General features: G+C 62.6%; 29 protein-coding genes. 9 read left to right on the forward strand and 20 right to left on the reverse strand.

Annotation, left to right across the window (positions count from 1 at the left end; genetic code table 11):
• Positions 1 to 19: 19 nt before the first annotated feature.
• The 8 genes from AC0C6X_RS00045 to AC0C6X_RS00080 form a co-directional block, all read right to left on the reverse strand.
• Positions 20 to 475: a cytochrome c-type biogenesis protein gene (locus AC0C6X_RS00045; RefSeq protein WP_247957911.1), complete on the reverse strand. Its 456-nt coding sequence runs from the start codon at positions 473 to 475 to the stop codon at positions 20 to 22.
• Positions 472 to 2,460, reverse strand: coding sequence for a heme lyase CcmF/NrfE family subunit (locus tag AC0C6X_RS00050; protein ID WP_247957912.1), 1,989 nt, complete (start codon positions 2,458 to 2,460; stop codon positions 472 to 474). The genes AC0C6X_RS00045 and AC0C6X_RS00050 overlap by 4 nt, the downstream gene beginning before the upstream one ends.
• A complete protein-coding gene (gene ccmE / locus AC0C6X_RS00055; protein ID WP_173515960.1) occupies positions 2,457 to 2,909 on the reverse strand; it encodes a cytochrome c maturation protein CcmE in 453 nt (150 codons plus the stop codon). Before ccmE ends, AC0C6X_RS00050 begins: the two co-directional genes overlap by 4 nt.
• Entirely contained in the window at positions 2,906 to 4,048 is a 1,143-nt protein-coding gene (ccmI, locus tag AC0C6X_RS00060; protein ID WP_247957913.1) for a c-type cytochrome biogenesis protein CcmI, read from the reverse strand. Before ccmI ends, ccmE begins: the two co-directional genes overlap by 4 nt.
• A 128-nt stretch (positions 4,049 to 4,176) precedes the next feature.
• Positions 4,177 to 4,620, reverse strand: coding sequence for a hypothetical protein (locus AC0C6X_RS00065; RefSeq protein WP_246304272.1), 444 nt, complete (start codon positions 4,618 to 4,620; stop codon positions 4,177 to 4,179).
• Positions 4,621 to 4,837: 217 nt separating this feature from the next.
• Positions 4,838 to 6,223, reverse strand: coding sequence for a sensor histidine kinase (locus AC0C6X_RS00070; protein ID WP_173515958.1), 1,386 nt, complete (start codon positions 6,221 to 6,223; stop codon positions 4,838 to 4,840).
• A complete protein-coding gene (feuP, locus tag AC0C6X_RS00075; RefSeq protein WP_472951241.1) occupies positions 6,213 to 6,884 on the reverse strand; it encodes a two-component system response regulator FeuP in 672 nt (223 codons plus the stop codon). Before feuP ends, AC0C6X_RS00070 begins: the two co-directional genes overlap by 11 nt.
• Before the next feature lie 139 nt (positions 6,885 to 7,023).
• The gene (locus AC0C6X_RS00080; protein WP_472951243.1) at positions 7,024 to 7,278 is read right to left on the reverse strand and encodes a hypothetical protein; all 255 of its coding nucleotides are present in this window, start codon (positions 7,276 to 7,278) and stop codon (positions 7,024 to 7,026) included.
• A gap of 833 nt (positions 7,279 to 8,111) precedes the next feature.
• On the opposite strand from AC0C6X_RS00080, the gene AC0C6X_RS00085 reads away from it, so the two are divergent.
• The gene (locus tag AC0C6X_RS00085) at positions 8,112 to 8,252 is read left to right on the forward strand and encodes a hypothetical protein (RefSeq protein ID WP_472951245.1); all 141 of its coding nucleotides are present in this window, start codon (positions 8,112 to 8,114) and stop codon (positions 8,250 to 8,252) included.
• 219 nt (positions 8,253 to 8,471) lie between these two features.
• The gene (locus AC0C6X_RS00090) at positions 8,472 to 8,810 is read left to right on the forward strand and encodes an MmcQ/YjbR family DNA-binding protein (RefSeq protein WP_173518101.1); all 339 of its coding nucleotides are present in this window, start codon (positions 8,472 to 8,474) and stop codon (positions 8,808 to 8,810) included.
• A 181-nt stretch (positions 8,811 to 8,991) separates the two neighbouring features.
• Here AC0C6X_RS00090 and AC0C6X_RS00095 read toward each other — a convergent pair whose 3' ends face one another.
• On the reverse strand, positions 8,992 to 9,459 hold the full coding sequence (locus AC0C6X_RS00095; protein WP_472951823.1) for a YcgN family cysteine cluster protein: 468 nt from the start codon (positions 9,457 to 9,459) through the stop codon (positions 8,992 to 8,994).
• Between the two features lie 163 nt (positions 9,460 to 9,622).
• Here AC0C6X_RS00095 and AC0C6X_RS00100 point away from each other — a divergent pair, with 163 nt between their 5' ends.
• The 3 genes from AC0C6X_RS00100 to AC0C6X_RS00110 all read left to right on the forward strand — a co-directional run bounded on the left by AC0C6X_RS00100 (position 9,623) and on the right by AC0C6X_RS00110 (position 13,094).
• Positions 9,623 to 11,821 carry a transglycosylase domain-containing protein gene (locus AC0C6X_RS00100; RefSeq protein WP_472951247.1) on the forward strand — a complete coding sequence of 733 codons (2,199 nt, stop codon included), beginning with the start codon at positions 9,623 to 9,625 and terminating at the stop codon, positions 11,819 to 11,821.
• Positions 11,822 to 11,968: 147 nt separating this feature from the next.
• On the forward strand, positions 11,969 to 12,556 hold the full coding sequence (locus AC0C6X_RS00105; protein WP_173515955.1) for a DUF1214 domain-containing protein: 588 nt from the start codon (positions 11,969 to 11,971) through the stop codon (positions 12,554 to 12,556).
• A complete protein-coding gene (locus AC0C6X_RS00110) occupies positions 12,549 to 13,094 on the forward strand; it encodes a DUF1254 domain-containing protein (RefSeq protein WP_472951249.1) in 546 nt (181 codons plus the stop codon). The genes AC0C6X_RS00105 and AC0C6X_RS00110 overlap by 8 nt, the downstream gene beginning before the upstream one ends.
• 165 nt (positions 13,095 to 13,259) lie before the next feature.
• Here AC0C6X_RS00110 and AC0C6X_RS00115 read toward each other — a convergent pair whose 3' ends face one another.
• The 3 genes from AC0C6X_RS00115 to AC0C6X_RS00125 all read right to left on the reverse strand — a co-directional run bounded on the left by AC0C6X_RS00115 (position 13,260) and on the right by AC0C6X_RS00125 (position 14,844).
• Positions 13,260 to 13,430 carry a hypothetical protein gene (locus AC0C6X_RS00115; RefSeq protein ID WP_173515953.1) on the reverse strand — a complete coding sequence of 57 codons (171 nt, stop codon included), beginning with the start codon at positions 13,428 to 13,430 and terminating at the stop codon, positions 13,260 to 13,262.
• Positions 13,431 to 13,745: 315 nt separating this feature from the next.
• Positions 13,746 to 14,027 carry a hypothetical protein gene (locus tag AC0C6X_RS00120; RefSeq protein ID WP_173515952.1) on the reverse strand — a complete coding sequence of 94 codons (282 nt, stop codon included), beginning with the start codon at positions 14,025 to 14,027 and terminating at the stop codon, positions 13,746 to 13,748.
• 151 nt (positions 14,028 to 14,178) lie between these two features.
• Positions 14,179 to 14,844: an SH3 domain-containing protein gene (locus AC0C6X_RS00125; protein ID WP_472951251.1), complete on the reverse strand. Its 666-nt coding sequence runs from the start codon at positions 14,842 to 14,844 to the stop codon at positions 14,179 to 14,181.
• Between the two features lie 297 nt (positions 14,845 to 15,141).
• Here AC0C6X_RS00125 and AC0C6X_RS00130 point away from each other — a divergent pair, with 297 nt between their 5' ends.
• On the forward strand, positions 15,142 to 16,212 hold the full coding sequence (locus AC0C6X_RS00130; RefSeq protein ID WP_472951253.1) for a DUF2336 domain-containing protein: 1,071 nt from the start codon (positions 15,142 to 15,144) through the stop codon (positions 16,210 to 16,212).
• Positions 16,213 to 16,332: 120 nt separating this feature from the next.
• Here AC0C6X_RS00130 and AC0C6X_RS00135 read toward each other — a convergent pair whose 3' ends face one another.
• From AC0C6X_RS00135 to AC0C6X_RS00145, 3 genes are all read right to left on the reverse strand, one after another.
• A complete protein-coding gene (locus AC0C6X_RS00135; protein WP_472951255.1) occupies positions 16,333 to 16,692 on the reverse strand; it encodes a DUF1491 family protein in 360 nt (119 codons plus the stop codon).
• Between the two features lie 65 nt (positions 16,693 to 16,757).
• Positions 16,758 to 17,729, reverse strand: a complete 972-nt coding sequence (locus tag AC0C6X_RS00140) for a peptidoglycan-binding domain-containing protein (protein WP_472951257.1) — start codon at positions 17,727 to 17,729, stop codon at positions 16,758 to 16,760.
• Positions 17,701 to 19,269, reverse strand: coding sequence for a sensor histidine kinase (locus tag AC0C6X_RS00145; protein WP_173518099.1), 1,569 nt, complete (start codon positions 19,267 to 19,269; stop codon positions 17,701 to 17,703). The genes AC0C6X_RS00140 and AC0C6X_RS00145 overlap by 29 nt, the downstream gene beginning before the upstream one ends.
• 641 nt (positions 19,270 to 19,910) lie before the next feature.
• Here AC0C6X_RS00145 and AC0C6X_RS00150 point away from each other — a divergent pair.
• The 3 genes from AC0C6X_RS00150 (at position 19,911) to AC0C6X_RS00160 (ending at position 21,590) form a co-directional block, all read left to right on the forward strand.
• On the forward strand, positions 19,911 to 20,378 hold the full coding sequence (locus tag AC0C6X_RS00150; RefSeq protein WP_173515947.1) for a DUF5330 domain-containing protein: 468 nt from the start codon (positions 19,911 to 19,913) through the stop codon (positions 20,376 to 20,378).
• A 122-nt stretch (positions 20,379 to 20,500) separates the two neighbouring features.
• Positions 20,501 to 20,986, forward strand: a complete 486-nt coding sequence (locus tag AC0C6X_RS00155) for a hypothetical protein (protein WP_472951259.1) — start codon at positions 20,501 to 20,503, stop codon at positions 20,984 to 20,986.
• Positions 20,987 to 21,167: 181 nt separating this feature from the next.
• A complete protein-coding gene (locus tag AC0C6X_RS00160) occupies positions 21,168 to 21,590 on the forward strand; it encodes a SufE family protein (protein WP_173515945.1) in 423 nt (140 codons plus the stop codon).
• A 129-nt stretch (positions 21,591 to 21,719) separates the two neighbouring features.
• Here the strand turns inward: AC0C6X_RS00160 and mucR are convergent, their stop codons facing one another.
• From mucR to AC0C6X_RS00185, 5 genes are all read right to left on the reverse strand, one after another.
• The gene (gene mucR / locus AC0C6X_RS00165; RefSeq protein WP_043620098.1) at positions 21,720 to 22,151 is read right to left on the reverse strand and encodes an exopolysaccharide biosynthesis transcriptional regulator MucR; all 432 of its coding nucleotides are present in this window, start codon (positions 22,149 to 22,151) and stop codon (positions 21,720 to 21,722) included.
• Between the two features lie 403 nt (positions 22,152 to 22,554).
• On the reverse strand, positions 22,555 to 22,914 hold the full coding sequence (mnhG, locus tag AC0C6X_RS00170; RefSeq protein WP_376741622.1) for a monovalent cation/H(+) antiporter subunit G: 360 nt from the start codon (positions 22,912 to 22,914) through the stop codon (positions 22,555 to 22,557).
• A complete protein-coding gene (locus tag AC0C6X_RS00175; RefSeq protein ID WP_472951262.1) occupies positions 22,911 to 23,276 on the reverse strand; it encodes a cation:proton antiporter in 366 nt (121 codons plus the stop codon). Before AC0C6X_RS00175 ends, mnhG begins: the two co-directional genes overlap by 4 nt.
• Positions 23,273 to 23,749 carry a Na+/H+ antiporter subunit E gene (locus AC0C6X_RS00180; protein ID WP_173515943.1) on the reverse strand — a complete coding sequence of 159 codons (477 nt, stop codon included), beginning with the start codon at positions 23,747 to 23,749 and terminating at the stop codon, positions 23,273 to 23,275. The genes AC0C6X_RS00175 and AC0C6X_RS00180 overlap by 4 nt, the downstream gene beginning before the upstream one ends.
• Entirely contained in the window at positions 23,746 to 25,308 is a 1,563-nt protein-coding gene (locus AC0C6X_RS00185; RefSeq protein WP_472951264.1) for a Na+/H+ antiporter subunit D, read from the reverse strand. Before AC0C6X_RS00185 ends, AC0C6X_RS00180 begins: the two co-directional genes overlap by 4 nt.
• Between the last annotated feature and the right edge of the window lie 2 nt (positions 25,309 to 25,310).

Raw genomic sequence — 25,310 nt, forward strand, 5'->3', positions numbered from 1 at the left:
ATCGACCCCGGACCGACCGTCAGGGCTGAAGCAGCTTCTTCAGCTTTTCCTTTTCATCCTCGGAAAGCGGAGTCCCCTTTGCTTGGGTGCCGCGACGGCGGGCCGCGACGACGAGGGTGATCGCCCCGACGAGAAGCAGGGTTGCGGGCATGCCCCACAGGATCAGTGTCTTCGTTTCGAAGCGCGGCTTCAGCAGCACGAATTCGCCGTAACGGGACACGACATAATCGATCACCGCCTCGTCGCTGTCGCCATTGGCCAGGCGTTCGCGCACCAGCACACGCAGGTCCTTGGCAAGCTCTGCATTGGAATCGTCGATCGACTGGTTCTGACAGACCATGCAGCGGAGCTCGGCCGAGATCGCCCGCGCCCGCGCTTCCAGCGCGGGGTCTGCCAACACCTCATCCGGGTTGACCGCGAAGGCCGCGCCAATCGGCAGGACGAACAGCAGGAGTGCCAGCAGCAGACGCATCATTCGGCAGCTCCCACCGGCACCGTCTTCGGCCGCTTGGCCCGCGCAGGCGCGCCGACCCGCAGGCGGCGGTCGCTCAAGGACACGAAACCGCCCGCGATCATGAACAGCGTTCCGCCCCAGATGCACAGGATCATCGGCTTCCACCAGATGCGCACGACGATGCCGCCTTCGCCGATCTGGTCGCCGAGTGAAACGTAGAGCTGGCTGAGGCCGAAGGTGCGGATGCCGGCTTCCGTCGTCGGCATCCGGCGCGCCTGGTAGAGGCGCTTCGACGACCAGACCTCGGAGACGGCAACACCGCCGCGGCTGATGGTGAAGTGGCCGGATTCTTCCGTGTAATTCGGGCCGCTGCCGTTGCGCATGCCGTCGAAGCGCAGGGTGTAGCCGCCGGCTTCGACTGTCATGCCTGGCTTCATCTCGACGACGGTCTCTGTTTCAAAGGCCGTAACGGCGACGATGCCGATCAGGGTGACGCCGAGACCGATATGGGCGAGCGCAGTGCCGAAGGCCGAGCGCGGCAGGCGGGTGAAGCGCCGCCAGGCGACATTACCCGCAACCTTGCCGAGGCCGGAACGCAACGCGACATCCGTCACGGAACCCACGATCAGGTAGACCCCGAGAGCGATGCCGAAGAGCGCCAGCACCGGGCCGCCATTCATCGCGTAAAAGTAGCCTGTGCCGAAGACGAGACCGATCGCGACCGCAGCGAAGAGCCGCTGGGAGACGCCGACGATGTCCCCGCGCTTCCACGCGAGCAAGGGACCGAACGGCACCGCGAAGAGCAGTGGCAGCATCAAGAGGCCGAAGGTCATGTTGAAGAACGGCGGACCGACGGAGATCTTGTCGCCGGTGAGCGCCTCCAGCACCAGCGGATAGAGCGTACCGGTCAGGACTGTCGCCGCGGCCGTCGTCAGGATGAGATTGTTGAAGACCAGCGAACCCTCGCGTGAAATCGGCGCGAATATGCCGCCGGCTTTCAGGTGCGAGGCCCGCAAGGCGAAGAGCGCGAAGGCGCCACCGATGAAAAAGACGAGGATGGCGAGAATGAAAATGCCGCGGGTCGGATCCGTGGCGAAGGCATGAACCGAGGTCAAGACGCCCGAACGGACGAGGAAGGTGCCGAGCAGCGACAGCGAGAAGGTCATGATCGCGAGCAGCACGGTCCAGATCTTCAGCGCCTCGCGCTTCTCCATGACCAGAGCCGAATGCAGAAGGGCGGTGCCCGCCAGCCAGGGCATGAAGGAGGCATTTTCCACCGGATCCCAGAACCACCAGCCGCCCCAGCCGAGCTCGTAATAGGCCCAGTAGGATCCCATGGAAATGCCGGCAGTAAGGAAGGTCCAGGCGGCAAGCGTCCACGGGCGGACCCAACGCGCCCAGGCGGCATCGATCCGGCCCTCGATCAGTGCGGCGATCGCAAAGGAGAAGCAGACGGAGAAGCCGACATAACCGAGATAGAGCAGCGGCGGATGAATGGCGAGGCCGACATCCTGCAGGATCGGGTTCAGGTCCTTGCCCTCGCCCGGCGCCGGGACCAGCCGCGCGAACGGGTTGGACGTCAAGAGAATGAAGAGAGCAAAGGCCATGGCGATCCAGCCCTGCACGGCGAGCACGTTCGCCTTCAGCGTTTCCGGCAGATTGCGCCCGAAGGCTGCCACCAGCGCCGAGAAAAATGTCAGGATCAGCAGCCACAGAAGCATCGAGCCTTCGTGGTTCCCCCAGACGCCCGAGATCTTGTAGATCAGCGGCTTCAGCGAATGGGAGTTCTCCCAGACGTTGCGGACCGAGAAGTCCGAGGTCACATAAGCGAAGGTCAGCACCGTGAACGCGAAGGCGACCAGCAGAAAACAGGCGACCGCAGCGCTCGACGCCAACTCCATCAAGCCGCGATCATTCAGCCGCGCACCGAGGATCGGCAAAGCGGCCTGGATGACCGCCGTCGCCAATGCCAGGACCAGCGCGTAATGTCCGAGCTCGATGATCATTTGATGGTTTCCTTCCCGCTGAGCTCAACGCCCTGGGCCTTCAAGCGGTCGGCGACATCCTTGGGCATGTAGGTCTCGTCATGCTTGGCGAGAACCGTATCCGCCACGAAGACCGAGCTCCCTTGAACGAAGGCTCCCTCCGTTACCACGCCCTGCCCCTCGCGGAACAGGTCGGGCAGGATGCCCGTGTAGGTTACCGGCACGCCGGCAAGCGTGTCGGTGACGGTGAAGGTGACGGTCTTACCGTCGCCGCGCTTTACCGATCCCCCTTCGACAACGCCGCCGAGGCGGATGCGCGTACCCGGCGACAAGTTGGCCTTGGCGAGATCGCTCGGCACGTAGAAATAGGCAATCGCCTGGCTGAAGGCGAACATCACCAGGAAGGCTGCGAGAACCAGGAAGCCGACACCGCCGCCGATGATCGCCAGTCTTTTTTGTTTGCGCGTCATTGCGTCACTCCATCGGTCGCAATACCGAGTTCACGAGCAAGCGCCAGGAGCTGCTTGCCCCCGTCGCCATCGGCCGGGAAGGTCTTCAGCCCCTCCTTTAGCGCTGCCGCCGCCTTGTCTCGTTGATCGAGGACAACGTGGGAGCGGATCAGCCGCGCCCAGCCTTCGAGGTTGTCAGGATTTGCCTTGAGGCGGCTTTCGAGGCTTTCGACCATGCCGCGGATCATTTCCTGCCGATCACCGCTGCTCATGTTCTCCGCGGCCGCGACATCCTCGGCGCTGGGATTGCCGGGTGCCGCTGCGCTGCCGGCGGCGGCGCCCGTCAACTCGGCGACATGCTGCTTGACCAGCGGCAGCCAGGGCGCATCGGCAGGCGACGTCGCGACCAGCCTATTGAAGGCGGTCAGGGCCTCGTCCTTCTTGCCTTCCTGCTTGAGGCCGAGGGCAAGGTAGAATTCCGAGCGCGGGTCATTGGGATCGAGCGCCAGCGCCTGCTGGAGTGCCTCCTGGGCCTTCGTTGTCACGAGACCATCGGACTGCACGACGAGCGCCTCCGCATATCCCCCGAGGCGCGCCGGCGTCGGTCCGAGCAAACGTATCGCCCGGTCATAGGCGTCAACCGCTTCCTCGATACGTCCGTTGCGCATGTAGATCGGCGCGAGCAGGTCCCAGCCGGCGCCGTCGTTCGGGTTCACCGCAAGGTGGTTTTCAGCCTTGGCGATCAGGACATTGATGTCGCCATTGGGATCGGCAAGACGAGCGGCAAGCGGCTGCGCCGGCACGCCCGGGCTACCCGTCAGCAGGTAAAGACAAAGGCCGACGACGGGAAGACAGAGCAGCACGAAGGCCTGGGCCAGACGATTGGCCCCGCGCCGCGGCGAAACGGCCGGCGTCACTACCCGGTCGCTCTCGCCGGCTGCCAGCAATCGGCGCGCCACCTCGGCCCGCGCAAGCTCGGCATCATCACTCGAAATCAGGCCGCTGTCCTGATCGCGTTTCAGTTCGTCGAGCTGGTCGCGATAGACCTCGATGTCATGGCTGTAGGGAGACGAAGGGGCTTCCCCTGCCCGCATCAGCGGCAGGATCAGCACGACGGCAACGGCCGCCGTCAAAATGGCGACGAGGATCCAGAACAACATGCACGCTCAATACTATGAGGCCCATGCCATTCCAACTCGAAAACCCGCCATGACGGAGATTTGAGGCGTTTCGCCGCAACAGCCGATGAAGCCGTCTGGCAACGCTTCGGACGCCCGAGAAGGCGCGCTCAGGTGAGCGGCGTCCAACTGCCGTCGGGATTGCGGCAGGCAGCGCCGCGTGCCGTCTTCGCCTGGCTCTTGATCGTCACGGTATGGCTGTATTGGCGGCAGTTCTGTGATCCGACCTGATAGGGAGCGGCCGCAACGACGGAGCCGCTGACGCCGCGTCCGTCCCAGGTCACCGGCTGGCCGCCCGGCGCTGCCTCGAGCGCGCGATACTCCGCCTCGAGCGCGCGCTGGCGGTCGGACGAACCGATATCGAGATCGGCAATACGACCGATCACTCCGCCCTGAAGCGCAGCGATGTAGGTCGTCGAGGAAACCCCACGGGTGGCGGTCGAGCCAAGGCCGGCGACAGCCCCCTTGCTGCCGCCCGGGGTGCCGCAACCGGCAAGAGCCACGGCCGACGCGATCACCGCGATCCTACCGCCAACGACAAAAGTCCGTGTCATTTCTGCCTGGTTCCTCATGATCCGCGACACTCAACCATTCCTATCCGAAGCCGTATTCGTGAACCCCGTGCATTCGGGTCAAATGACGACTTGTCCTTGATTTTCTTTTGGCATTCCCCGCTTGCCGAGGCAACGGCGCGCCCTGCCGCCGTGACATTTTCGAGCACGGGTGTGACACCTTGATCACGAACGCCCGTGCACTCTTCGTCATCCCGCCCTACGCTGCGGCCGGCAACAGGAGCTGCGCGCGCAGTCCCCCTTCGTCCCGCCGCGACAGCGTGATGCTGCCCTGGTATTCCCGCACGATCTCGCTGACGATCGAGAGTCCAAGCCCGGTTCCAGGCTTGCTTTCGTCAAGCCGCTTGCCGCGCTTCATCGCCAGCGCGATCTGGTCGGGGTTGAGCCCAGGACCATCGTCATCGATGTCGAGCACGATCCACTGTCTACCGGGCTCCTTCGCATGAAGCTCGCTCGGCGCCGGCCGCACATTCAGCCACACTTCGCCACGGGCGTGGCGGGCAGCGTTTTCAAGCAGGTTGCCGACGGTTTCCTCGACGTCCTGCAATTCCATCGCAAGCACCAATGCCGGCGGATTGATCGACAGGTGAACCTGTTTTTCCGGGTTGAGCTTGCGCATCACCCGAACGAGACGTTCGAGCGCCGGCTGTGCCTCGGTTCTCGCCAGGACGGATTCCCGCTGCGCCGCGATCCGCGCGCGGCTGAGATAGGATTGAACCTGCGTCTGCATCGCATCCACCTGGTTCCGCACCAGTTCGCCATGCGGCGCATCGAGCACGCGGGCTTCGTTGAGCAGAACGGCGATCGGCGTCTTCAGTGAATGCGCAAGGTTGCCGACCTGCATACGGGCACGCTCGACGATACGGCGGTTGCTGTCGATGAGCGCGTTGACCTCGTTGGCCAGCGGCTGGATCTCGCGCGGGAAGGCCCCGTCAAGCCGCTCGCTCTCACCGGTGCGGATCTTCTCCAGCGAGCGACGAACCTGATCGAGCGGATGCAGGCCGAAGAGAATGGTGAGCGCGTTCACGCCGAGTCCGCCGAGACCGAAGATGGAGAGTGCGATGGTCAGGTTACGGGTGAAGCGATTAATGTCAGCCTCGAGCACGTCACGGTTGCCGGCAACGCGAAAGCGCGCGGTGTGGCCCTGGATGTCGAGCACGACCTCGGTCTCGGAGACCTCGACCTCGTTACCGAACGGATCCTTGGTGGTATAGAAGCGGACGTAGCCGGTGTCGAACGGAACCTCATCGACGCTGGCGATCGGCAGCTTGCCGTTGCCGAGAGACGTCGAGATCAGGGGTGGCGTGTCGAATTCGCCGATCGGATCGACGATCCAGTACCAGCCGGTCTGCGGCTGCGAAAAGCGGAGATCGCCGAGCTGCGGACTGCCTGAAAGCACCGTCTTCTCGTTGACGGAAATAGAGTTGACGACGTTGAAAAGCTGCGCCCGCAGCAGGTCCTTGAAACCGCGTTCGGAACCCTGGCGATAGAGTTCGGAAATGACCACACCGATCACGACCAGGGCGACGACCGCCCAGACGGTGGAAACCGCCAATACGCGTGCTGTGAGCGATCTAATTGCCATTGCTCGGCGCTTGCATTCGGTATCCGAGACCGCGCACCGTTTCAATCAGATCGTTGCCGATCTTCTTGCGCAGCCGGCCGATGAACACTTCGATCGTATTGGAATCGCGATCGAAGTCCTGATCGTACATATGTTCGACCAGTTCCGTGCGCGAAACGACCTGACCCATGTGGTGCATGAGATAGGAGAGCAGCCGGAACTCGTGCGACGTCAGCTTCAGTGCCGCGCCATCCACGGTTGCCTTGGAACCCTTGGTATCGAGGCGCACCGGGCCGCAGACGATCTCCGAGCTTGCATGCCCGGCAGCACGGCGGATCAGGGCGCGGATGCGGGCGAGAACCTCTTCGACATGGAAGGGCTTCGCGACATAGTCGTCGGCGCCGGCATCGATGCCGGCGACCTTATCGCTCCAGCGATCGCGCGCCGTCAAGATCAGGACCGGCATGGTCTTGCCGTCGCCGCGCCACTTCTCCAGTACCGTGATGCCATCCATCTCCGGCAGGCCGATATCGAGGATCACGGCATCGTAGGGCTCGGCATCGCCGAGATAATGTCCCTCTTCGCCGTCATAGGCCTGGTCGACGACGTAGCCGGCCTCCTTCAGCACCTCGGCGAGCTGCCGGTTCAGGTTGGCGTCGTCCTCGACAATCAGAATGCGCATTCGTCTCTACTTCCTCTCGCGGCCATCCGGCTGCATGCTTCGGCTCAATCCTAGCCGATTTACGATAGAAACATGCAGGCTTTCAAAGCGCCACAGTGACCTTTGCACCTGGTAAGACGCATGGCGCCACAGGGATGGCTTACATCGGCACCTTGACGGTCACCTTTTTCGGTCGCCCGCCATTACCGGGAACGAGCACCGTGATCACACACTGGCCATCAGACGTCGGCTGCGCCGACAGCAATTCGCCGCCGGTGTCGGCGACCACCTGTGCAGCGGCCGCACTGCAATCGCCGGACACGCGGACGACGTTATCCGACGGCACACCGATCGCAGGCAGGCTGAAGCCCGCGAGGCCTGCAGCAAGCGCGGCTATGATCACTGGTGAAGACATGAACGCACTTTCAACTTGGGAAGCATCATAGCAGAAGCAATAACCGAACGAGGCTGAATGGCAAATGAATGTCGGCCTTCCGACCCGCCGGGCGCCCATCGCGGAACCCATCGACCTCACCGGAAATCCGACCCTAGATTGCAGCGATTCCGTTCCCGACGGAACCCGGTTGAAGGCCGCAATCGCCACTTCATGCGGCAGTTTCGCCTCGAGGGGCGCCGTGAGGATATGGTCTCATGCTCTGCGGCATTGCTCGCGGCAGGCGGAAATCAGCCTTTTGTTAAGCATGTTCCGCTAGGGTTGAGAGGTCGGCAAGGCTCTCGCGTCGCGTCACCGAAGGTATCCGCCATATCCTGAACGCTGGGATATCGCATCCAGCAGGAAGCGATTCGCAATTCCTTTGAATCCCTTGGCGGCGATCGTTCAAAAGTTGAGTCACCATCCTGCAAGGTTGATTCAAGATGATCGCATTTCGATTCCGAAAGCCAGACTAAGCCACTGACACGCTTCGATTTCGTCGCCACGGTTTCCCCACCGAGGGCGCGAGCGTCCCTCGCGTTCGGCACATGCATCAGCCGCTGAACAGCGCCAAGATTGGCCTGCGCGGCAGAAAAGATGTCCGCGAAATTACTTCAAAAGAATGCCTAATTTTGACATATCGACACCGGCATGCATGCGCACCGACGGACGGCTGTGGATCAACCAAAAATTAATCGATTTAAATATTTTCTAATCGTTTAAATGATTTAAGCCACTGATTTACAAAGCCTTTACGATGTGAAATTGTCCGCCCCGTCAAACGTCATGAAACCGTCATAGGCCCGGAGGATCGGATGCAGACGCTCGCGAACAACCAGCCCGCATCTCAGCAGTCCACAGTACCGCAATCGCTGCTCGACCGTTTCGAAAACGAATGGCGCGCCATGCGCGCTGCCGGCGAAAGCACCCCGAAGCCGATCCAACCGGCCGAGTAAAGCCGTCGGTGGCGAGCTGGTTCTCGCCACCACCATCCCGAGCTATGCAAGACGCAACACGAAGTTGAACCTTGAGTGCCAGGATGGGCCGCATCCTGCAACGCTTGTGTCGTGTCATTGCGCAAACGGATAGGGCTGTGGCAGAAGCTGCGGCCCTTGAATATTTGTGGCTATTTTCAGCCTTTTGGCCATTCGGAAAAACCATGTTACTCTTTCCGTATGCTGACCGAAGAGATTGAAAAACTCGCGCTAAGCTTGCCGGGAACGGAGGAGAACGCGCATTTCGGCACACGGGACTTCCGCGTGGGCAAGCGCATTTTCATGACCTTGCCGGAGGCCGGTCGTGCGGTCTTCAAACTCACGCCTGACCAACAACGCATGCTCCTGGAAATGGAGCCTGGGGTCTGCGCCGCCGTGCCCGGCGGCTGGGGCGATCGTGGCTGGACCTCATTCTACTTCGTCGAAGCGGACGAAGGCCTCGTCCGTCAGTCGATGGAAACCGCCTGGCGCAACGTCGCGCCGAAAAGCCTCGTCAAGAAGAACGGCGGCAGCCACTAAGGCACATCGCGATCTTCGAGATTCGCTCCTTGCGCTTTAAGCCATTGATATTTCGCATATCGTTGTCGCAGTACCGCTGCGCACATTTGCGCGACATGCTTTGGGCTGCCTCAAGAGGAAGTGGATTTCCGGTTCGCGCGGTACCGGCGCACATCGATCCCGAACGCCGGCCAATCCCCTCTTATTCCACGCTTTCCTGCCCCACTTCCAACGGCCAGGTGACGATATAGTCTTCATAGTCTTCGATATCGACGTCGTCCTCGGCGACGGTGCGGCCGCGCACCGAAATGCCGGCAGCATGAACCGTTTCCGGATCGCCCGAAATCAGCGGGTGCCACCAATAGAGATCGCGCCCCTCGGCGACGAGCCGATAACCGCAGGTCGGCGGCAGCCAGGTGATCTCGCGCACGGCCTTGGGCGTCAGCTGGATGCAGTCGGGCACCGTCGCCTGCCGGTTTTCATAGTCCCTGCAGCGGCAGCTCTCGCCATCGAGAAGCGTGCAACGGATCGCGGTCCAGGCGATCTCGCCGGTATCCCAATCCTCCAGCTTGTTCAGACAACAGAGCCCGCAGCCGTCGCAGAGACTTTCCCACTCCGTATTGGTCATGTCCTCAAGGCTCTTCGCCTTCCAGAAAGGCATTTCGCCCATCGTCATCACACTTTCGTCAAATAGCCTGCGATACAGAAATTTCGCAGAAAATTGCCGGTTTTTTAAGGCCGCCGGCGCGATATGCAAGTAGATTGGAATTTGACGCCGTGCAAATATTACACGGCGCCGGCATGATGCCGCAGAGCCTTCAGGACGTCGAGACGTGCGGGAACCGAGGAAAGACGATAACCGGCCGAAAAAACGGCACATCTTTCTCAGAATCGACTCCTGGATCGATTCCACGGTCTGGAATGCCGGCTTCAAACTGGCGCAATGGTGGGAAGACACCACCATCTTCTTCCGCCGGTTTCGCGTCACGGGCTGGAAAAGGGTCGTGTTCGAGGTGCTCGGCGAAGGCATGACCTGGGGTACCGTCGGCTCGGTGCTGATGCTGGCCTTGGCGCTTCCGGCCTTCGAGGAGACCAAGGGCAACTGGCGCGCCCAGAGCGACTTCGCCGTTACCTTCCTCGATCGCTACGGCAATGAAATCGGCCACCGCGGCATCATTCACGAAGATTCCGTACCGATCGACGAGCTGCCCGACCATCTGATCAAGGCGGTGCTCGCGACCGAAGACCGCCGTTTCTTCGACCATTGGGGCATCGATTTCCTCGGCCTTGCCCGCGCGATGACCGAGAATGCCCGCGCCGGCGGCGTAGTCCAAGGCGGCTCGACGCTGACGCAGCAGCTTGCCAAGAATCTCTTTCTGTCGAACGAACGCACGATCGAGCGTAAGATCAAGGAAGCCTTCCTGGCGGTCTGGCTCGAATGCAATCTGTCGAAGAAGGAAATCCTCCGGCTCTATCTCGACCGCGCCTATATGGGCGGCGGCACCTTCGGGGCGGCTGCGGCCGCGCAGTTCTATTTCGGCAAGTCGATCACCGATGTGAACCTTGCGGAGTCGGCTATGCTCGCCGGGCTCTTCAAGGCGCCGGCCCGCTACGCGCCGCACGTCAACCTGCCGGCCGCGCGCGGACGCGCCAACGAGGTTCTGACCAACCTCGTCCAGGGCGGGCTGATGACCGAGGGCCAGGTGATCGCCGCACGCCTCAATCCAGCCAGCGTTATCGACCGCGCGCAGGTAAAAGCGCCCGACTTCTTCCTCGATTGGGCCTTTGACGAGGTTCAGCGTATCGCTCGCCCCTTTGCGCAGCATTCGCTGATCGTGCGCACCACGATCGACATGGGCCTGCAGAACGCTGCCGAGGACTCGGTGGAATCGAGCCTGCGCCAATATGGCGAGAGCTTCCATGTGAAGCAGGGCGCCATCGTCATGATCGAGAATGGCGGCGCGGTGCGGGCCATGGTCGGCGGCCGTGACTATGGCGAGAGCCAGTTCAACCGCGCGACCCGCGCCCTGCGGCAGCCGGGCTCCTCTTTCAAGGTCTACACCTACGCTGCGGCGATGGAGAAGGGCATGACGCCGGAAACGGTCGTCGTCGATGCGCCGATCACCTGGCGTGGCTGGTCGCCGCAGAATTACGGCCGGAGCTATGCCGGGCGCATCACGATCCTGACGGCGATCGCCAAGTCGATCAACACCATCCCCGTGCGCCTCGCCAAGGACAAGCTCGGCACCGATCTGATCGCCCAGACCGCCAAGGCGATGGGTATCGAGACCCCACTCCGTACCGACAAGACCATGCCGCTCGGAACATCGGAAGTCACCGTGCTCGATCAGGCGACGGCTTACGCGGTGTTCCCGGCGGGCGGTGTACAGTCGCGCCGTCATGGCATCAGCCAGATCCTCAACTATGACGGCGATATCCTCTACGACTTCGGTCGCGACGAACCGCCGGCGCGGCGCGTGCTTTCGGAAGCCGCGAATACGTCGATGAATTCGATGCTGACGCAGATCCCGATCATCGGTACCGCGCGCAAGGCCGCCCTCGACAACGGCATCGTCGTCGGCGGCAAGACCGGCACGACGCAGGCCTATCGCGACGCCTGGTTCGTCGGCTTCACCGGCGACTATACGACCGCCGTCTGGTTCGGTAACGACGACTACACCTCGACCAACAACATGACCGGCGGTTCGCTGCCGGCGATGACGTTCAAACGGCTGATGGACTATGCCGAGCAAGGCATCGAGCACCGCGCGATCCCCGGTGTAGTCGCGCCGACGGCGCCGGCGAAACAGCCGCAGGTCGCGACGGCGAAGCCGGATGAGAATGCCCTGCCGCCACTCGTCCGTCCACGCTCGTTGTCGGCCGAGGTTACCCGCCTGCTACGCACGATCGGCGAGACCTTTGAAAAGGCACCGGCCCTGAAAGCGCCGGAGAGCGGCGGCAAGCTCGCCGCCCTCGGTACTGCCGAAGAAAAACGCTCCGGACAGACGAATCCCAATGCCGCCAGCAACTAGATTCTCCCGCGCAGACCTGCGGCAACGATCTCGACAGGAAGCCGCACGCGCCGCGTCGGCGGCCGTTGCACCGGTCGCCGATTTCGGCGAGATATGGGGGCAAACTCATCTTGCCCCGCCGCAGAACGATTTCCGATAGAGCCGCCCTTGTTCCGAATCCCCTTCCTCGTCGCGCTCGCCCTTGCCATCGCCTTCGGCGGCGGCATTGCCTCGGCCGTATGGGCGCTGAAGGCGACCGTCGGCTTCGGTTCGATCGCGATCGGCCCGTGGGTCGCTTTCCCGGAGGCGCAGACGATCAACGCCGATCCCTATGCCAAGGCGCACCGGGCGCGCGCCGGAGAACTTCTTTACGGCGGCGCCGAAGGACTGATGTTCAGCGCGCAGACCGACGACAAGGGCCAGAAGCTCCAGGCTTCCTGCTCCTATGACGTCACGGGGCTGACGCCACAGGCTCGCTTCTGGACGCTCTATGCGGCGAATGCCGACGGCCTGCCGTTGCGTCCCGGCTCCGACCTGCCCTCGGCCGTCAATTCCTGGACGGTGCTGCGCAGCGAAAACAGCAATTTCACTATCCATGTGTCGCCGAACGCCCAGCCGGACAATTGGCTGGCCTTGCGTCATGCAGGCACCTTCCGACTGGTTCTGACGCTGCTCGACACGCCGACGGCAGGTTCGTCGGGGCTGCTCGACCTCGCCATGCCAATCATCACCAAGACCGGGTGCGGCGATGCGTAAGGTTCTCTTCGCCACGGTCCTCGGCCTCGTCGGCGCCGCCCTGCTGCACATCATCATCATCCTGGCGCTGCCGCAGTTTACCGGCCGCGACGCCTATACCCGCGTGCTGGGATTGTTGGAGATGGACAGCTTCTTCGCGCTGACGAGCACGCCGGGGCCGACCGGCCTTGCCAATGACGACCCCTATCTCAGGACGGCCGTTTGCAGCTTCTCGATCTCGGACGGACCGGCGCGCTTCCTCGCTAGCGGCAATGTGCCGTTCTGGTCGCTTGCGGTCTTCGACAGCAATTCGAATGAAGTCTTCAGCATGAACGACCACACGGCAGTCAACGGCAAGCTCGATCTTGTCGTCGCGACGCCGATTCAACTGGTGGAACTGCGCAAGTCGCCGCCGCCGGCGCTGGCGCAATCGATCATGGTGGAGATGAAGGAACAGGACGGCTATGCCGTTCTGAGGGCGATGGCGCCGGTCGACAGTTTCGAGGAGCAGGTCCGCAACTTCCTTGCGGAATCAAGCTGTGAGCCATTTCGGCGCTAAGTGCTTCGGACGCGAGACGGATTGCCGCGCAGTCGCTGCCGCGCTCGGCAGATAGCCAAGGCAAAGATTACGTTCAGTGCAAGAATTATGCTGAAGAGGCCCTGATGTTTCGGGCCAAGGACAGGCGCCCGGCCGTCGCCGGTCGTCGACGCGGGAACGCGAACGCTACTGCTTCTTGATCCGGCGTCCATCCGGGGCCGTCGGCTGCGGGTCACGGTCGAGGCGCTCGTAGCGGATGCCGGTGAACAGAAGCACTTTGGCTCCGCTCGATATGGCCGGTGGTCTACGCGGCGGTACGCGAACCTTTCGGTCCTGAATTCTGATCACGTCTGCCATGCTCGTCTCCACAAAGTCTTGAGACGGATGAACTACCGTACAGATTTCACCCTGCCCTCTCGGGCCAGCGCATTTTTCCAGGCTTGCCTGGACAGGCGCGCTTTTCTCGTTTGCTCCTTCTTCCGGTCGCCCGGATGTTGCTCTTCTGGTTCACACGACACAGCCCGATGATAACGGGTCCGCCCCGATTGAGCCATAGGCTGGTTAACAGAATGCTAATACACCACTACGGCACCAACCTTACACTCATTATCGCGCCAGACGATCCCTCGAGATGTATCCGCGGTAACAATCCGGAGCGGCATCAAACCGCAGTCAGCGTCGCGATATCAGACCAAGCAGGAACGACACACCGGCAACCGCCACCAGCGTCGACAAGGGCTCCTCGCGTACCCGCTCGCGGACGCGTTCCGCCATCAGTTCCGCCTCCCCCTGAACAACCGCCTTCGTACCGCTCCCGATCGCCGAGACAGCTTCGGTCAGTCGAGCGATTTCCGCCCGCAGTTCGGCGATCTGAACGTCAACCTCGGCACGCGCTTGCACCTGCGAAACGTTTTCACCGACTTTCTGCACGGCCTCCAGTTTCTTTTCCACCATTGCAACGCTCCCTTGTCTGCGCGGTCTCAACGCTCCGGATGGCGTTTGGTTCCGCCTGAGACCACAGAAACCGAGCCCACCAAAAGCAAACGGGCGGTCGCGCCGCCCGTTTTCTGTTCACCGGAATAACGCCGAAGCACGGCGCTTCACGTCAATCGTCGCAGTCTGGATCGTCGAACTCGCACCGAACAAACGGCGCCGGGCGGGCGCCTTCGTAGATGCCGCCATCGTCCTGGCGAATACGGACGCTGCGACGTTCCCATTCTCGGCGATCTTCACGCACCGTCAGCTCGCGGTTCCATTCGCTCTCGCGGCTACGCCACTCCTCTTCACGCTGGCCGGTTTCCCAGTCGCGGCGGTCGCGCTCGCGCTGCCGTTCCCAGTAGCGACGATCCCGGCTGTCATCGACCCAATCCGGTCCCCGGCGCCACCGATCGCGCTCACGATAGAAATCGCGGCCACGGTAGTTGCGGTCCCAATAGCTGTCGAATTGGAAGACGACCGTCGGAATGCCGAGCGGGCGATAATAGCGAGGCTCGACATACACGCGATTGCGGCGATAGTCGGCCTGGACGTAACGCCCGGCAACCCAGCCGCGCCCGCCATAGAACGAGACGTCGCACCACGGCAGATCCGCCAGGCATCCGTGAATTTCGACGGATTCGCCGACCGGAATCAGCGATACCGCCGGATAACGGGTGCTCGGACCGGAGCGCATGTTGACATTGGCAGTGGCAAAGCCTTCCGCGGCTTCGGCGATCGCCGGGGCCGCAAGCAGCGCGCAGACCGCCGCTGCGCGCAGGATAAATTTCTTCACAGTTCCATATCTCCCATGGAGAGGCCCCTCTTCACTTGGCCTCCAGGCGTCGGCGGGCGTCCGGAGCCCTTGACCGTCGCCGCGATAACTCGTGACCGCATGTGGATTTTTTATGGCTGATGCCGCGAATGTCCCCGGGAAATGCCGGGGCCCATCGGCAATCTGTCGGCCTTGCCGGGCGCCACGCATGTGCCGCAAGCCTGAATAAAGCTCCAACATCCATAGTTAACAGTACGCTAACGCTTTTCTTCTAATTTTTGCGACGTGTGCCTTTCCGGATCACCGGAAACGGCGATCATGTTTTGCGTGCAGGGAATTATCGTGACGGATCGCTTTCGTGAGTTGGAAAGGCCACAGACCGGCCGCTTGAAGGACGTCGTCCTGATGGCGACGGTCACCGGTTTCGAAAGCCTGCGCATCCCCGGCAAGTCCGACATGAAGCAGTTTGCCGAACTGTTCGAGCCGCTTTTTCTCGGTTCCAGCAACGAAGCCCGCCGTCAGGCGGCGGCAGCGCTTTCCCAGTGTCCACAGATCCCGGAGCCGGTCGCCGCACTGATCGGCGGCATGCCGATTTCGATTGCCGCGATTTTTCTGACCCGCTCGAAGGCGATCACCGACCGCACCCTGATCGCGGTCATCCGCGACCGCGGGCCGGAACATGCCGCGGCGATCGCGCGCCGCCCGAACCTCTCTCCCCTTGTCGTCGATGCCCTGGTCGAGCATCACAATCCGCCCGGGCTCGCCGCACGCAACGCAGCAAGGCAGGTGGTGGCCGAGCGGGCGAACCCGGAGGCCGAGGCCGCTTCGGTGCGCGCGGCCCGCGAAGAGGCGCTGCGACACGAGATCAAGACGCTGGCACGAGCGGGGTCACGCAGCACCGCATCGACGACCTCAACCGACGCGATCGGCGACGTGCATGCGGCGCTGCTCGCGCGCTTTGCCCGCAGCGGCGAGATCATCCTGTTCTCACGTGTCCTCGGCCAGGCACTCGGCACCAATGACGCGCAAGTCGAACGCATCCTGCTCGACATCTCCGGACAGCGGCTCGCGACGAGCCTCATCGCGCTCGATGTCGAGACATCCGATGCCGGCTTCGTGCTCAAGGCGCTATATCCGCATCTTCGCGAGCCTTTCGGCGAGACGACCCATGCCGAAGCGTTGATCGGCGCCATGAACCGCGCCGCCTGCCGCGAACAGCTCGACGCCTGGATCGAGGCGGAGGCCGGGGAATCGACCCCGGCTGCAAGGCACGAAGCATACTTCGCTGAAAATCCCGCCAACGATGCGCGGCAGATCGGTCCTCGCAGGATCGCAGCGGCCGCCGGCAATGTGCAGCCACTGCGACTTTTCGGCCGGCGACGCGGCTAGACGCAGAAATCTCTCATCTTGCGCCGCCTTGATGCAAGTCGATTTGATCGTCCGTGAGCGCGTCCTGCGGCCTCCGCCAAGTGGAGAGGCAAGCAGGTTCGCACGTTCGGCAAATCGGTGTCAGGACCGGCTTGCGCCATCCTGCGGAACGACCTCAAACAGTTCGCCATGGTCGTCCAGCTCGATTTCCACGATCCAGCAATCCGGATCGAACCGGATCTCGCTCGCAAGGGCTGCATCGACCCCTTCGGCGTCGCTGTCACGCAACCTCACTTCAAACTTGCGGCCGACATCGACTTCGTCGGCGAAGAAATTCTGCGGTGCCGGGGCAAAGAGCGTCTCGGTCCCGAGCCGCGTGCGTTGGCGGATGAAGATCGCGCCGGCCTCCTCCGCTCCCTTGCGCAGCACGGCCGCATAGCCGCCGAGCGAAAACGCGCGGCGCAACAGGGACGAGACGAAGATGTGAGACTTCAAGCGCATGGAAGGCTGATACACGTGCCGGCTGGCGCAGGCAAATCGGCGATGCGGTCAAACCCGACCATCGATCAGAGTGCGCCGATTTCCTTGAGCTTTTTCAAGACCTGCGCATTCGGCTCGCCGGTCTGCGGCAGGCGGTAGTGTTTTTCAAAGTGGCGGATCGCTGCCCGCGTCTGCTCTCCAGCGACGCCATCGACCGCAACATCCGCATAGGCGAGATTGCTCAGCCCCTTCTGGATGTTCAGCACCAGGTCGCTCGAAGCCGGGATTTCGGCACGCGGAATGAAATTACCTTCCTTCTCGGAGGAACGAATGGCGGCAGCGACCGGATCGATCTCCACGCCGTTGCCCTTTGTCTCGGCGAGAGGCCTTCCCGCCGGCGTGACCTGAGCAGCCTTGTCGCTCGGTACGGCTCGCAGCGCCTGCAGCAACTCGGTGCTTGCCAAGCCCGTCTCGGCGCGGCCCGCCTGCGCTTCGAAGCGCAGGATCGCTGCCGCCGTCCGCGGGCCGCTGCGGCCGTCCGGTGCGCCGTCGTAAAGTCCGATCCGGTTCAATTCCTTCTGGATGTCGGCGACGAGCTTCGAGGTTGCGCCGCCGGGCACGCTTGCCACGCGCTCGGGCGACGGCTTGTCCGCCGGCAGGTCCGCGGAAGCAGCGGCGATCACGTCCTCGACATTGTCCGCCTTGGCCTTGGCCTCGCCCTCGCGTTCGATGACGAAGGTGGTCACGTTGCGCTGCTCGACCTCCTCACCCTTGGCGATGGCGATCCGCTGCGCGGTTTCGGCACTGACGAGCGGCACGCGGGTGCGCAGGAGCGGCGACGGGTGCACGCCGTGCTGATACCACATGGCATTGGCGGCCACGAAGGAGAACACGACCAGGAAGGCGGCCGAGCCGCCCGAGACCAGCGGATGACGCGCCATCAGGCGGCCGGCAAGTCGAACACCCTGTCCGGCAAGAGCCAGCCCGCGCACGGCCAGGCCGGGCGCACGCCGCGCGACCTTCTTCCGTTCAGGCTGTTTTCGCTTGCGCGGCGCCATATCCCCGTTCCTCGTTCAAACCGACGTCTTCGGGCCGCCCCCCTTCGGCAACCGGTTTCGTTTCTCCATCGCGCAGGCGTGGCGGAAACTCCACCGTTACCGACGAACGCTGTTCCTGGCGCTCGGCAACGGCGATGCCGGAGCCGTCGCGCGGTATCGTCACGACGATGATGGTTCCCTCGCCCTCGCGGCTGCGAATCGTCAGGTCGCCACCATGAAGCGCAACGAGGCCCTTGACCAGCGAAAGGCCGAGGCCGGTGCCCTCGTAGCGGCGCGTATAGTCGTTCTGGATCTGGACAAAAGGTTGACCGAGCAGTTCCAGCTTGTCGGCGGCGATACCGATGCCGGTATCGCTGACAGAGAGCTTCAGCATCGCACCATCCACCTCGGCGTCGATCGTCACGACACCGCCATGGTCCGTAAACTTCACGGCGTTGCCGATCAGGTTGATGAGAACCTGTTGGAAGGCGCGCTGATCGGCATTGATTTCGCCGATGCCGCGGGTGACGCGGCTGACCAGCTTGACGCCCTTTTCCGCGGCCTGGTGCGACAGCATCGCCTCGCAGGCGGCAACCGCCTCGGCGACGCGGAAAGGCTCGGGCAGGAGTTCGTAGCGCCCCGCCTCGATCTTGCTCATGTCGAGCATGGTGTTGACGACGGAGAGCAGATGTTCGCCCGACTTGTGGATGAGGCCTACATATTCGCGCTGGCGATCGTTCTCGAGCTTGCCGAAATATTCGCCGGCCAACACGTCGGAGAAACCGAGGATGGCGTTGAGCGGCGTGCGCAGTTCGTGGCTGACGGCAGCGAGGAAACGGGTCTTGGCGTCGTTCGCAGACTCAGCCTCGGCCGTCCGGGCAGCGGCCTCGGCGCGCAGACCGGCCTCCTGGGAGACATCGCGCGACTGGGCAAGGATCCCCGTCAGGTTGCCATCGCGATCGCGTAGCGGCGCCAGTTCGCAGGACATGTAGACGAACTGTTCGCCTTCAATCGGCAATGTCCGCCGTTCGATGCGGATATCGACCGTCGCCCGGTCGCCGCCCTGGCGGAGGATGTCGATCGCGCTCAGGAAGGTGATGCGGTCGGAGACGTGAATCTGCTCGATGAATCCGCGGCCTGCGGGGTCGCGCATCAACGTCAGGTGCTCGGCTGCATCGCGCCCATGCACGGAGAGAACGTTGCCGCGCAGGTCGTGCACGGTGACGATACCCGCAAAAAGATCATAGGCGGCCGAGAGGTCCGGGAGGGCGGGATCGGACGGAGCCGGCGCACCAGCGTCCGGCGCCCGACCGCGAGCGATCGCAACGGCCGCCGCCAGCAGCGAAGCGGAAGCCCAAAGGGCGGTGCCGAGCGGCAGGGCCGAGGACACGGGCATGGCGAGCGACAGGGCGAGCGGCACCACCGGCAGCGTCGTCAGCGAGACGGCCGCGACGGCACGCAGGCGTTTCGTATCGCGGCGTCCGGCGAGCGAGGAAGCTTCACGACGGGGCAGCCACAGGGCCGCGACCTCGTCCACGCGGGACGCCCATCTGCCAGCCATGTTACGCAATACGCTCACGCTTTACCCTGCTACATTTGTTGTTCTTGCGAGGCTGGCGCGACCGAATTCCCCTACCTGGGAATCGCGATTCAGACTGCCTCGTGACATGTCGGAATCTCGCACCCCCGGCTTAATGAAAGAATAAACGCGCCCGTGTCGGAACGGTGCGAAACGGCTGAAAAATCCCGTTTTGAAGCAAATCGAGCGACCTTCATTTCTTGTGGTTAACGGGGCGTAAGCAACGGATTTCTGTGCATTTTCTGGACACTGTTAATGATTGTGGCGCCCCCACCGGCACGCCATTGCCGACGCTTCCGGGCTTCGCGCCAAGAGGTTCGCCACGAACCTTAACGGTGAAAGCTAAAATGCGACACAAATGCGCGGCAAAGCAGCCGACGGCGGCATTTCATTAAAAATTGAAGCAAATGCCGCTCGATTTTGAAAAGCCGTCTTGTGATTCCCGTCCTAGTGTCGGTGTCAACAAAGGGTCGACGCTGCATCGAAGGCAGCGGGTTCCCCGAGGAAACGACGGCAGCGTGAGCGGGTATCAGGGGATACGGCGGCGCTGCGGGATGCCGAAGGCGCACAAGCCGGCTAGAAGACCGGTGAGCTCAGGCAACTGAACGAAGGATGGGCAGAACATGTGGTTTCTCATCAAGGCGACATTCTGGTTCTCGCTGGTGCTGGTGCTGCTGCCGTTCCTCGATCCGTCGAGTTCGCAGAAGCTGGAGCACGCCCCCAAGGTCGAGCTTGGCGACACCTTCGCCGCCGCCAATGAGGCTTTCCAATACATCAGCGCCATCTGCATCCAGAAGCCTGAGATCTGCGAGAAGGGTGCCGAGACCTTCGTCGCCCTCGGTCATCGGGCTCGCGAAGGCGCTCGTATCGCCTATGAATTCCTGGATACCCAGTTTGCCGAAACCGATGCCCAGCCCGATGCCAAGGTGACGACCGGAACGGTCGCACCGGCGATGACCGGCACGGTAAAGCCGCAGGCCGATGTGGCCGCTCCGACCACCGAGGTCAGCACCATCGACGCAGAGCCCGTCTTCAAGCGCACGCCGGTTCCGGAAAAGCGCCTCGATCCCAAGGCCGCGATCATCCAGTAATCACGCCAGGCCCTCGGTCGGGGCCGGCGGGCCGCCATTCACCCATCCGCAACTTAACTGCCTGACTTGCCGCCCTGTCGTGGCCGCCGCGAGGATCCCATCCCCTCGCGGCGTTTTCTTTTTTGCTGGCACAACCCTGGATCGCGCCCGAGCCAGCCACGCACAAGGCGTCGCTGCTTAGGTCCGCCGCCCAGCAATTGGCCGGCGCAGGCGGTATCGAAGCGGCAGATGGTGTTGCATCTGCCGCAGCCGCGGCTGCCCTGCCAGAGGCCGGCAATGCGCAGACGGAAGGTGCTGCGACAGGCGACGATGCAGTCGCGCCCTCCGAGCCGGCAAACTTCGCCGAGCGCGCCTATCGCGAATTCAGCGACGGAGATCGCGAGTCCGGTTCCACCGTGAAAGTGGTCGCCGAACTCAAATCGGTTGCCGAACAGGTAAAGCAACTGTTGCGAAGGGCCGAGCAGGAATTGCGCAACGATGGATCTGCCCGCGGCGCTGACGATGCGCGCGCGGCCGGCCATGTCTTGTCGGCCACCATCGGCAAACTCGGCGGGATCGACGCAAGCGTCGGAAATGCCTTCACCTTTCCGTCAAGCGTTTCGATCTGACCTGCCTGCGAAATGCCGCCGATGCCCAAGACAACCGTTATTGACGGTTCTCAATGGCCTTTCGATCCCCTATATGAGGGCTGAAAGCCTGCGTGCCCGACAGCAAAGGGCATGGCAGGGACGAACCTCGTTCGCGGCAAGGGCCGGCGGGGGTATAATATTCTGACAACGGACCCGGATCATGACGACGCTTGAGCAGATTATCGACGATTTCGCCTTCCTCGACGAGTGGGAGGATCGCTATCGCTATGTGATCGAACTCGGCAAGGCGCTGCCGGAGATGCCTGAGGCCAAGCGGACCCAGGAAAACAAGGTTCAGGGCTGCGCCAGCCAGGTCTGGCTCGTCACCCAGACGACGGGCGATCCGGAGGACCCTGTCCTGACTTTCGAAGGTGAATCGGATGCGCATATCGTGCGCGGCCTTGTCGCAATCGCGCTCGCCATCTTTTCCGGCAAACATGCCTCGGAGATCGCCGAGATCGATGCCATCGATACCTTCGGCAAGATCGGCCTGATCGAGCATCTCTCGACGCAGCGCGCCAACGGCCTGCGCTCGATGATCCGCCGCATCAAGAACGAAGCGGAGCTTCGGCTGGCCGCCTGACGGACTGTCAGGACCCGACAGCACAAAGCACAAGAGCCGGACGCTCAGGCCCGGCCCTTCGTGATCAAACCAAATGCCGTCAGGTACTCGCAGCAAACAGCCGCAATGCTTCACCAGACGGTTGAAGCCTTACTTGCCGCGGCGCTTGCGGCGCTGGCCGAGGCCCATTTCCTTGGCGAGGCGCGAGCGTGCTTCCGCATAGGCGGGCGCGACCATCGGGTAGTCGGTCGGCAGGTCCCACTTCTCGCGGTATTCTTCCGGCGACAAATTGTGGTGGGTCATCAGGTGACGCTTCAGCGACTTGAAGGTGCCGCCGCATTCGAGGCAGGTGATCTGGTCGTCCTGGACGGACTTGCGAACCGACACGGCCGGCTTCGGCTTTTCAACCGGGATGACAACCGGTGCCGGCGCCGCGGTGTTGTTGAGGGCCGAGTGCACGTCTGCGATCAGCGTGGGAAGCTCGGCGACGGGAACCACATGATTGCTGACGTAGGCGGCAACGATTTCCGCCGTCAGTTCAACCAGAAGTTCATGGCTCGCGCCAAGCGCTGTTTCAGTCATTTCTTTCTCCTATCGGACTTCAGCACAACCCGAAACGACGTCTCGGGGGAGGAACGCTTGCAAGAGCCGTCAGGAAGCCTTCGCTGCCTTGGGATGGACCATCAAACGCGGCGAAGACAAACGCCGGCCACGATATCAAGAGTTGGAATTTTGATTACGAAACCTGCTGCCGAGTCACCGGGACGACCGAACTCTCAAAGCAACAACCAAACATTCACAACTCAAGCTGGAATTTCAGATCAAAGTATTTTCCGCGACGACACTTTACATTTACCCGATTAACATCGAAGCGTGAAATGTCCAAACATAAATTTGCCGACACTTAGCAACTTTATCTCCAAATTGCTAAAATGGCCACACTGCATCGCAAAGTTCTGAAATACAGATACAGAAATGTCATCGATCAGCGACGACGTGGCTCTTCCTTTTGCGGAAGCTGATCTACGACTGACAGTTTCGTAAGTTTGTAACCGGCCTGATGTGCGGCTTTTGCCAAGAGATGAGCCGAAATTGGTGCAGTCAGCACGAAGAAGAAGAAGCCTGCAAGCGCCCGAATCAGTATTGCCGCATCCAGAGAATGGACGCCTGCAGCCAGCAGCAACAGGCCGGAACCTATGGTGCCGGCCTTCGACGCCGCGTGCATCCGCGTGTAAAGATCAGGAAACCGCAAGATGCCAATTGCCGCAAGCAGCGAAAAGACCGCGCCGACGATCAACAGGGCGGCAACCAATACGGCGATGGCCATGTTCAGGACAGGGTTCATCGGCGGCCTCCCTTGTGCTTGCGCCGGACCGCGTTGGATCGCGGTGTGGAGACGCGCGTTGCTTCCGGCGCGCTTTCCGGCGAAAGCCCGCGGGCCAGCACGAAACGAGCAAAGGCGACCGTCGCCAGGAAGCCGACCAGGCCCAGGGCGATGGCAATGTCGATGTAAAGGTTAAAACCGGTGCGGATCGCAACGACGGCAATCAGGCCGATGGCGATCGCCACCAGCATGTCGAGGCCGAGCACGCGGTCCGGCAAGGTCGGACCGCGGATGATGCGCCAGACGGTAATCAGAAGGGCGATAGACAGCGCGATAAGTGCGAAGCCCGTGGCAAAGGCTTCGATCTGGTCTGGCAGGCTCATTCGAAAGCCTCCTTTATCCGCCGTTCGAAGCCGTTGGCGATGTCGCGCCGCAAGCCGCCGGGATCGGCGCAATCGAGCGCATGGACGTAGAGCGTCCGGCGGTCGTCGGAGACGTCGACCGAAAGAGTTCCCGGCGTCAGCGTGATGAGATTGGCGAGCAGCGCGATCTCGAAATCGCTCTTGACCGTCAGCGGAAAGGCAAAGATGCCGGGCTTCAACACCATTTTCGGCTGGATCACCATGAGGGCGACCTTGGTTGCCGAGATTGCCAGCTCCTTGAAGAACAGAGCCGTCAGCAGGAACAGTTTGAGCGGTCGCACGGGATAGGTGACGGGCTGGAGCTCGCGCCGTATCAGCCACAGGGACAGGGCTCCGACGGCGAAGCCGAGGATCAGATTGGCCAGCGAGAAGCTGGCGCTGATCGCACCCCAGATCGCCGTGAACACCAGGTTGATGGTGAGGAACTTGGTCACGGGGCACCTCCCGGGAAAACCGAGTTCAGGTAGGCCGAGGGCTCGGCGAGCCCGGTCGCCGCAGTTTGAATGGTCGCAAGCAGCGGCTCCGGATAGAGGCCGATCGCCAGGGCGAGGACGGTCAATGCGGTGAGCGGCAGGAGTGCCGCGGGCGAGATCGTCGCGGACGCCGTCGCTCCCTCGCCGGCGCCAGCATCGCGCCAATAGGCCAACAGGAAGAACCTCCCGGTGACAACAGTCGTCAGGAAACCGGTGAGAAGCAGGGCCCCTGCCAACCACCAGGCGCCGATATCGAGCGCCGCCTTGACCAGCATCACCTTCGGCCAGAAGCCGGAGAAAGGCGGCAGACCGGAAACGGCGAAGGCGAGCATCAGCGTCAGCGCCGCGAAACCGGCATGGCGACGATAAAGGCCTGCAAGCGACGAAAGCGAGAAGCTGCCGCCGAGCCTGGCCGCAACGCCGGATGCGAAATAAAGCGCGGTCATCACCAACATCGAGTGCAGCGCATAGAAGATCGCGCCGCCGATACCTCCCGGGCCACCGACGGCAATACCGGCGAGGATCGAGCCGATGCCGGCGACCACGAGATAGCCGAGCATGCGGCGGAAATCCGATTGCGCCAGCGCCCCGAACGCGCCGACGAGCATGGTCAGCGCGGCGGCCAGGGCAATGACGAAACTCAGTTCCTCGCGCTGGAGCGGCAGCAGCATCACGGTGACGCGGATCAGGGCGTAGATGCCGACCTTGGTCAGCAGGCCGGCGAAGAGCGCCGACACCACGACGCGCGGCGTGTGATAGGAAGCCGGCAGCCAGAAATTGACCGGAAAGGCCGCCGCCTTCATGCCGAAGGCGAGCACGAAGAGCGCCGTCAGCGTCATCAGCGGCGCAGTACCGGCAAGACCTTCCGCCTTGCGAGCGATATCGGCCATGTTGAGCGTGCCGAAGCTCGCATAGAGATAGCCTGTGGTGATCAGGAACAGCGTGGTCGCGATCAGGTTGAGGAAGCCGTACTTCACTGCGCCGTCGATCTGCTCCCGCTCGGAGCCGAGTACGATCAGGCCGAAGGAGGAAATCAGCAGCACCTCGAACCAGACGTAGAGGTTGAAGATGTCGCCGGTCAGGAAGGCGCCGGAGACCCCCGCCATCAGGAGCATCAGGAACGGATAGAAGCCGTAGCGCCGGCCGCTGTCATTGATATCGGCCAGCGAATAGATCCCGCCGGCAAGCGCCACCACCGAGGCGGCCAGCGCAAAGAGCGCGCCGCTGAGATCGACGGTGAAGGCGATGCCGAAGGGCGGCAGCCAGCGCCCCATGACCATCGTCAACGGACCGCTTGCGAGTACATGCCGGAGCAGGAAAACGTCGATGAGAACGAGGCCGGCAAGACCAAGGACCGCAATGTAAGGGTGCCAGTCGATCTTTCGGCGCAGCATCACCAGCAGTGCGCCGATCGCCAGGCACCAGGCGACAGGCAGGATCACCAGCCATTCGGCAGAGGCGACCGGATCGAGAACGAGCGCGGCGGAGAGATCTGCGGGGGGAGAAGTCGAAGCGGCCATGG

The sequence above is a fragment of the Ensifer sp. VA4 genome, from assembly GCF_055710065.1.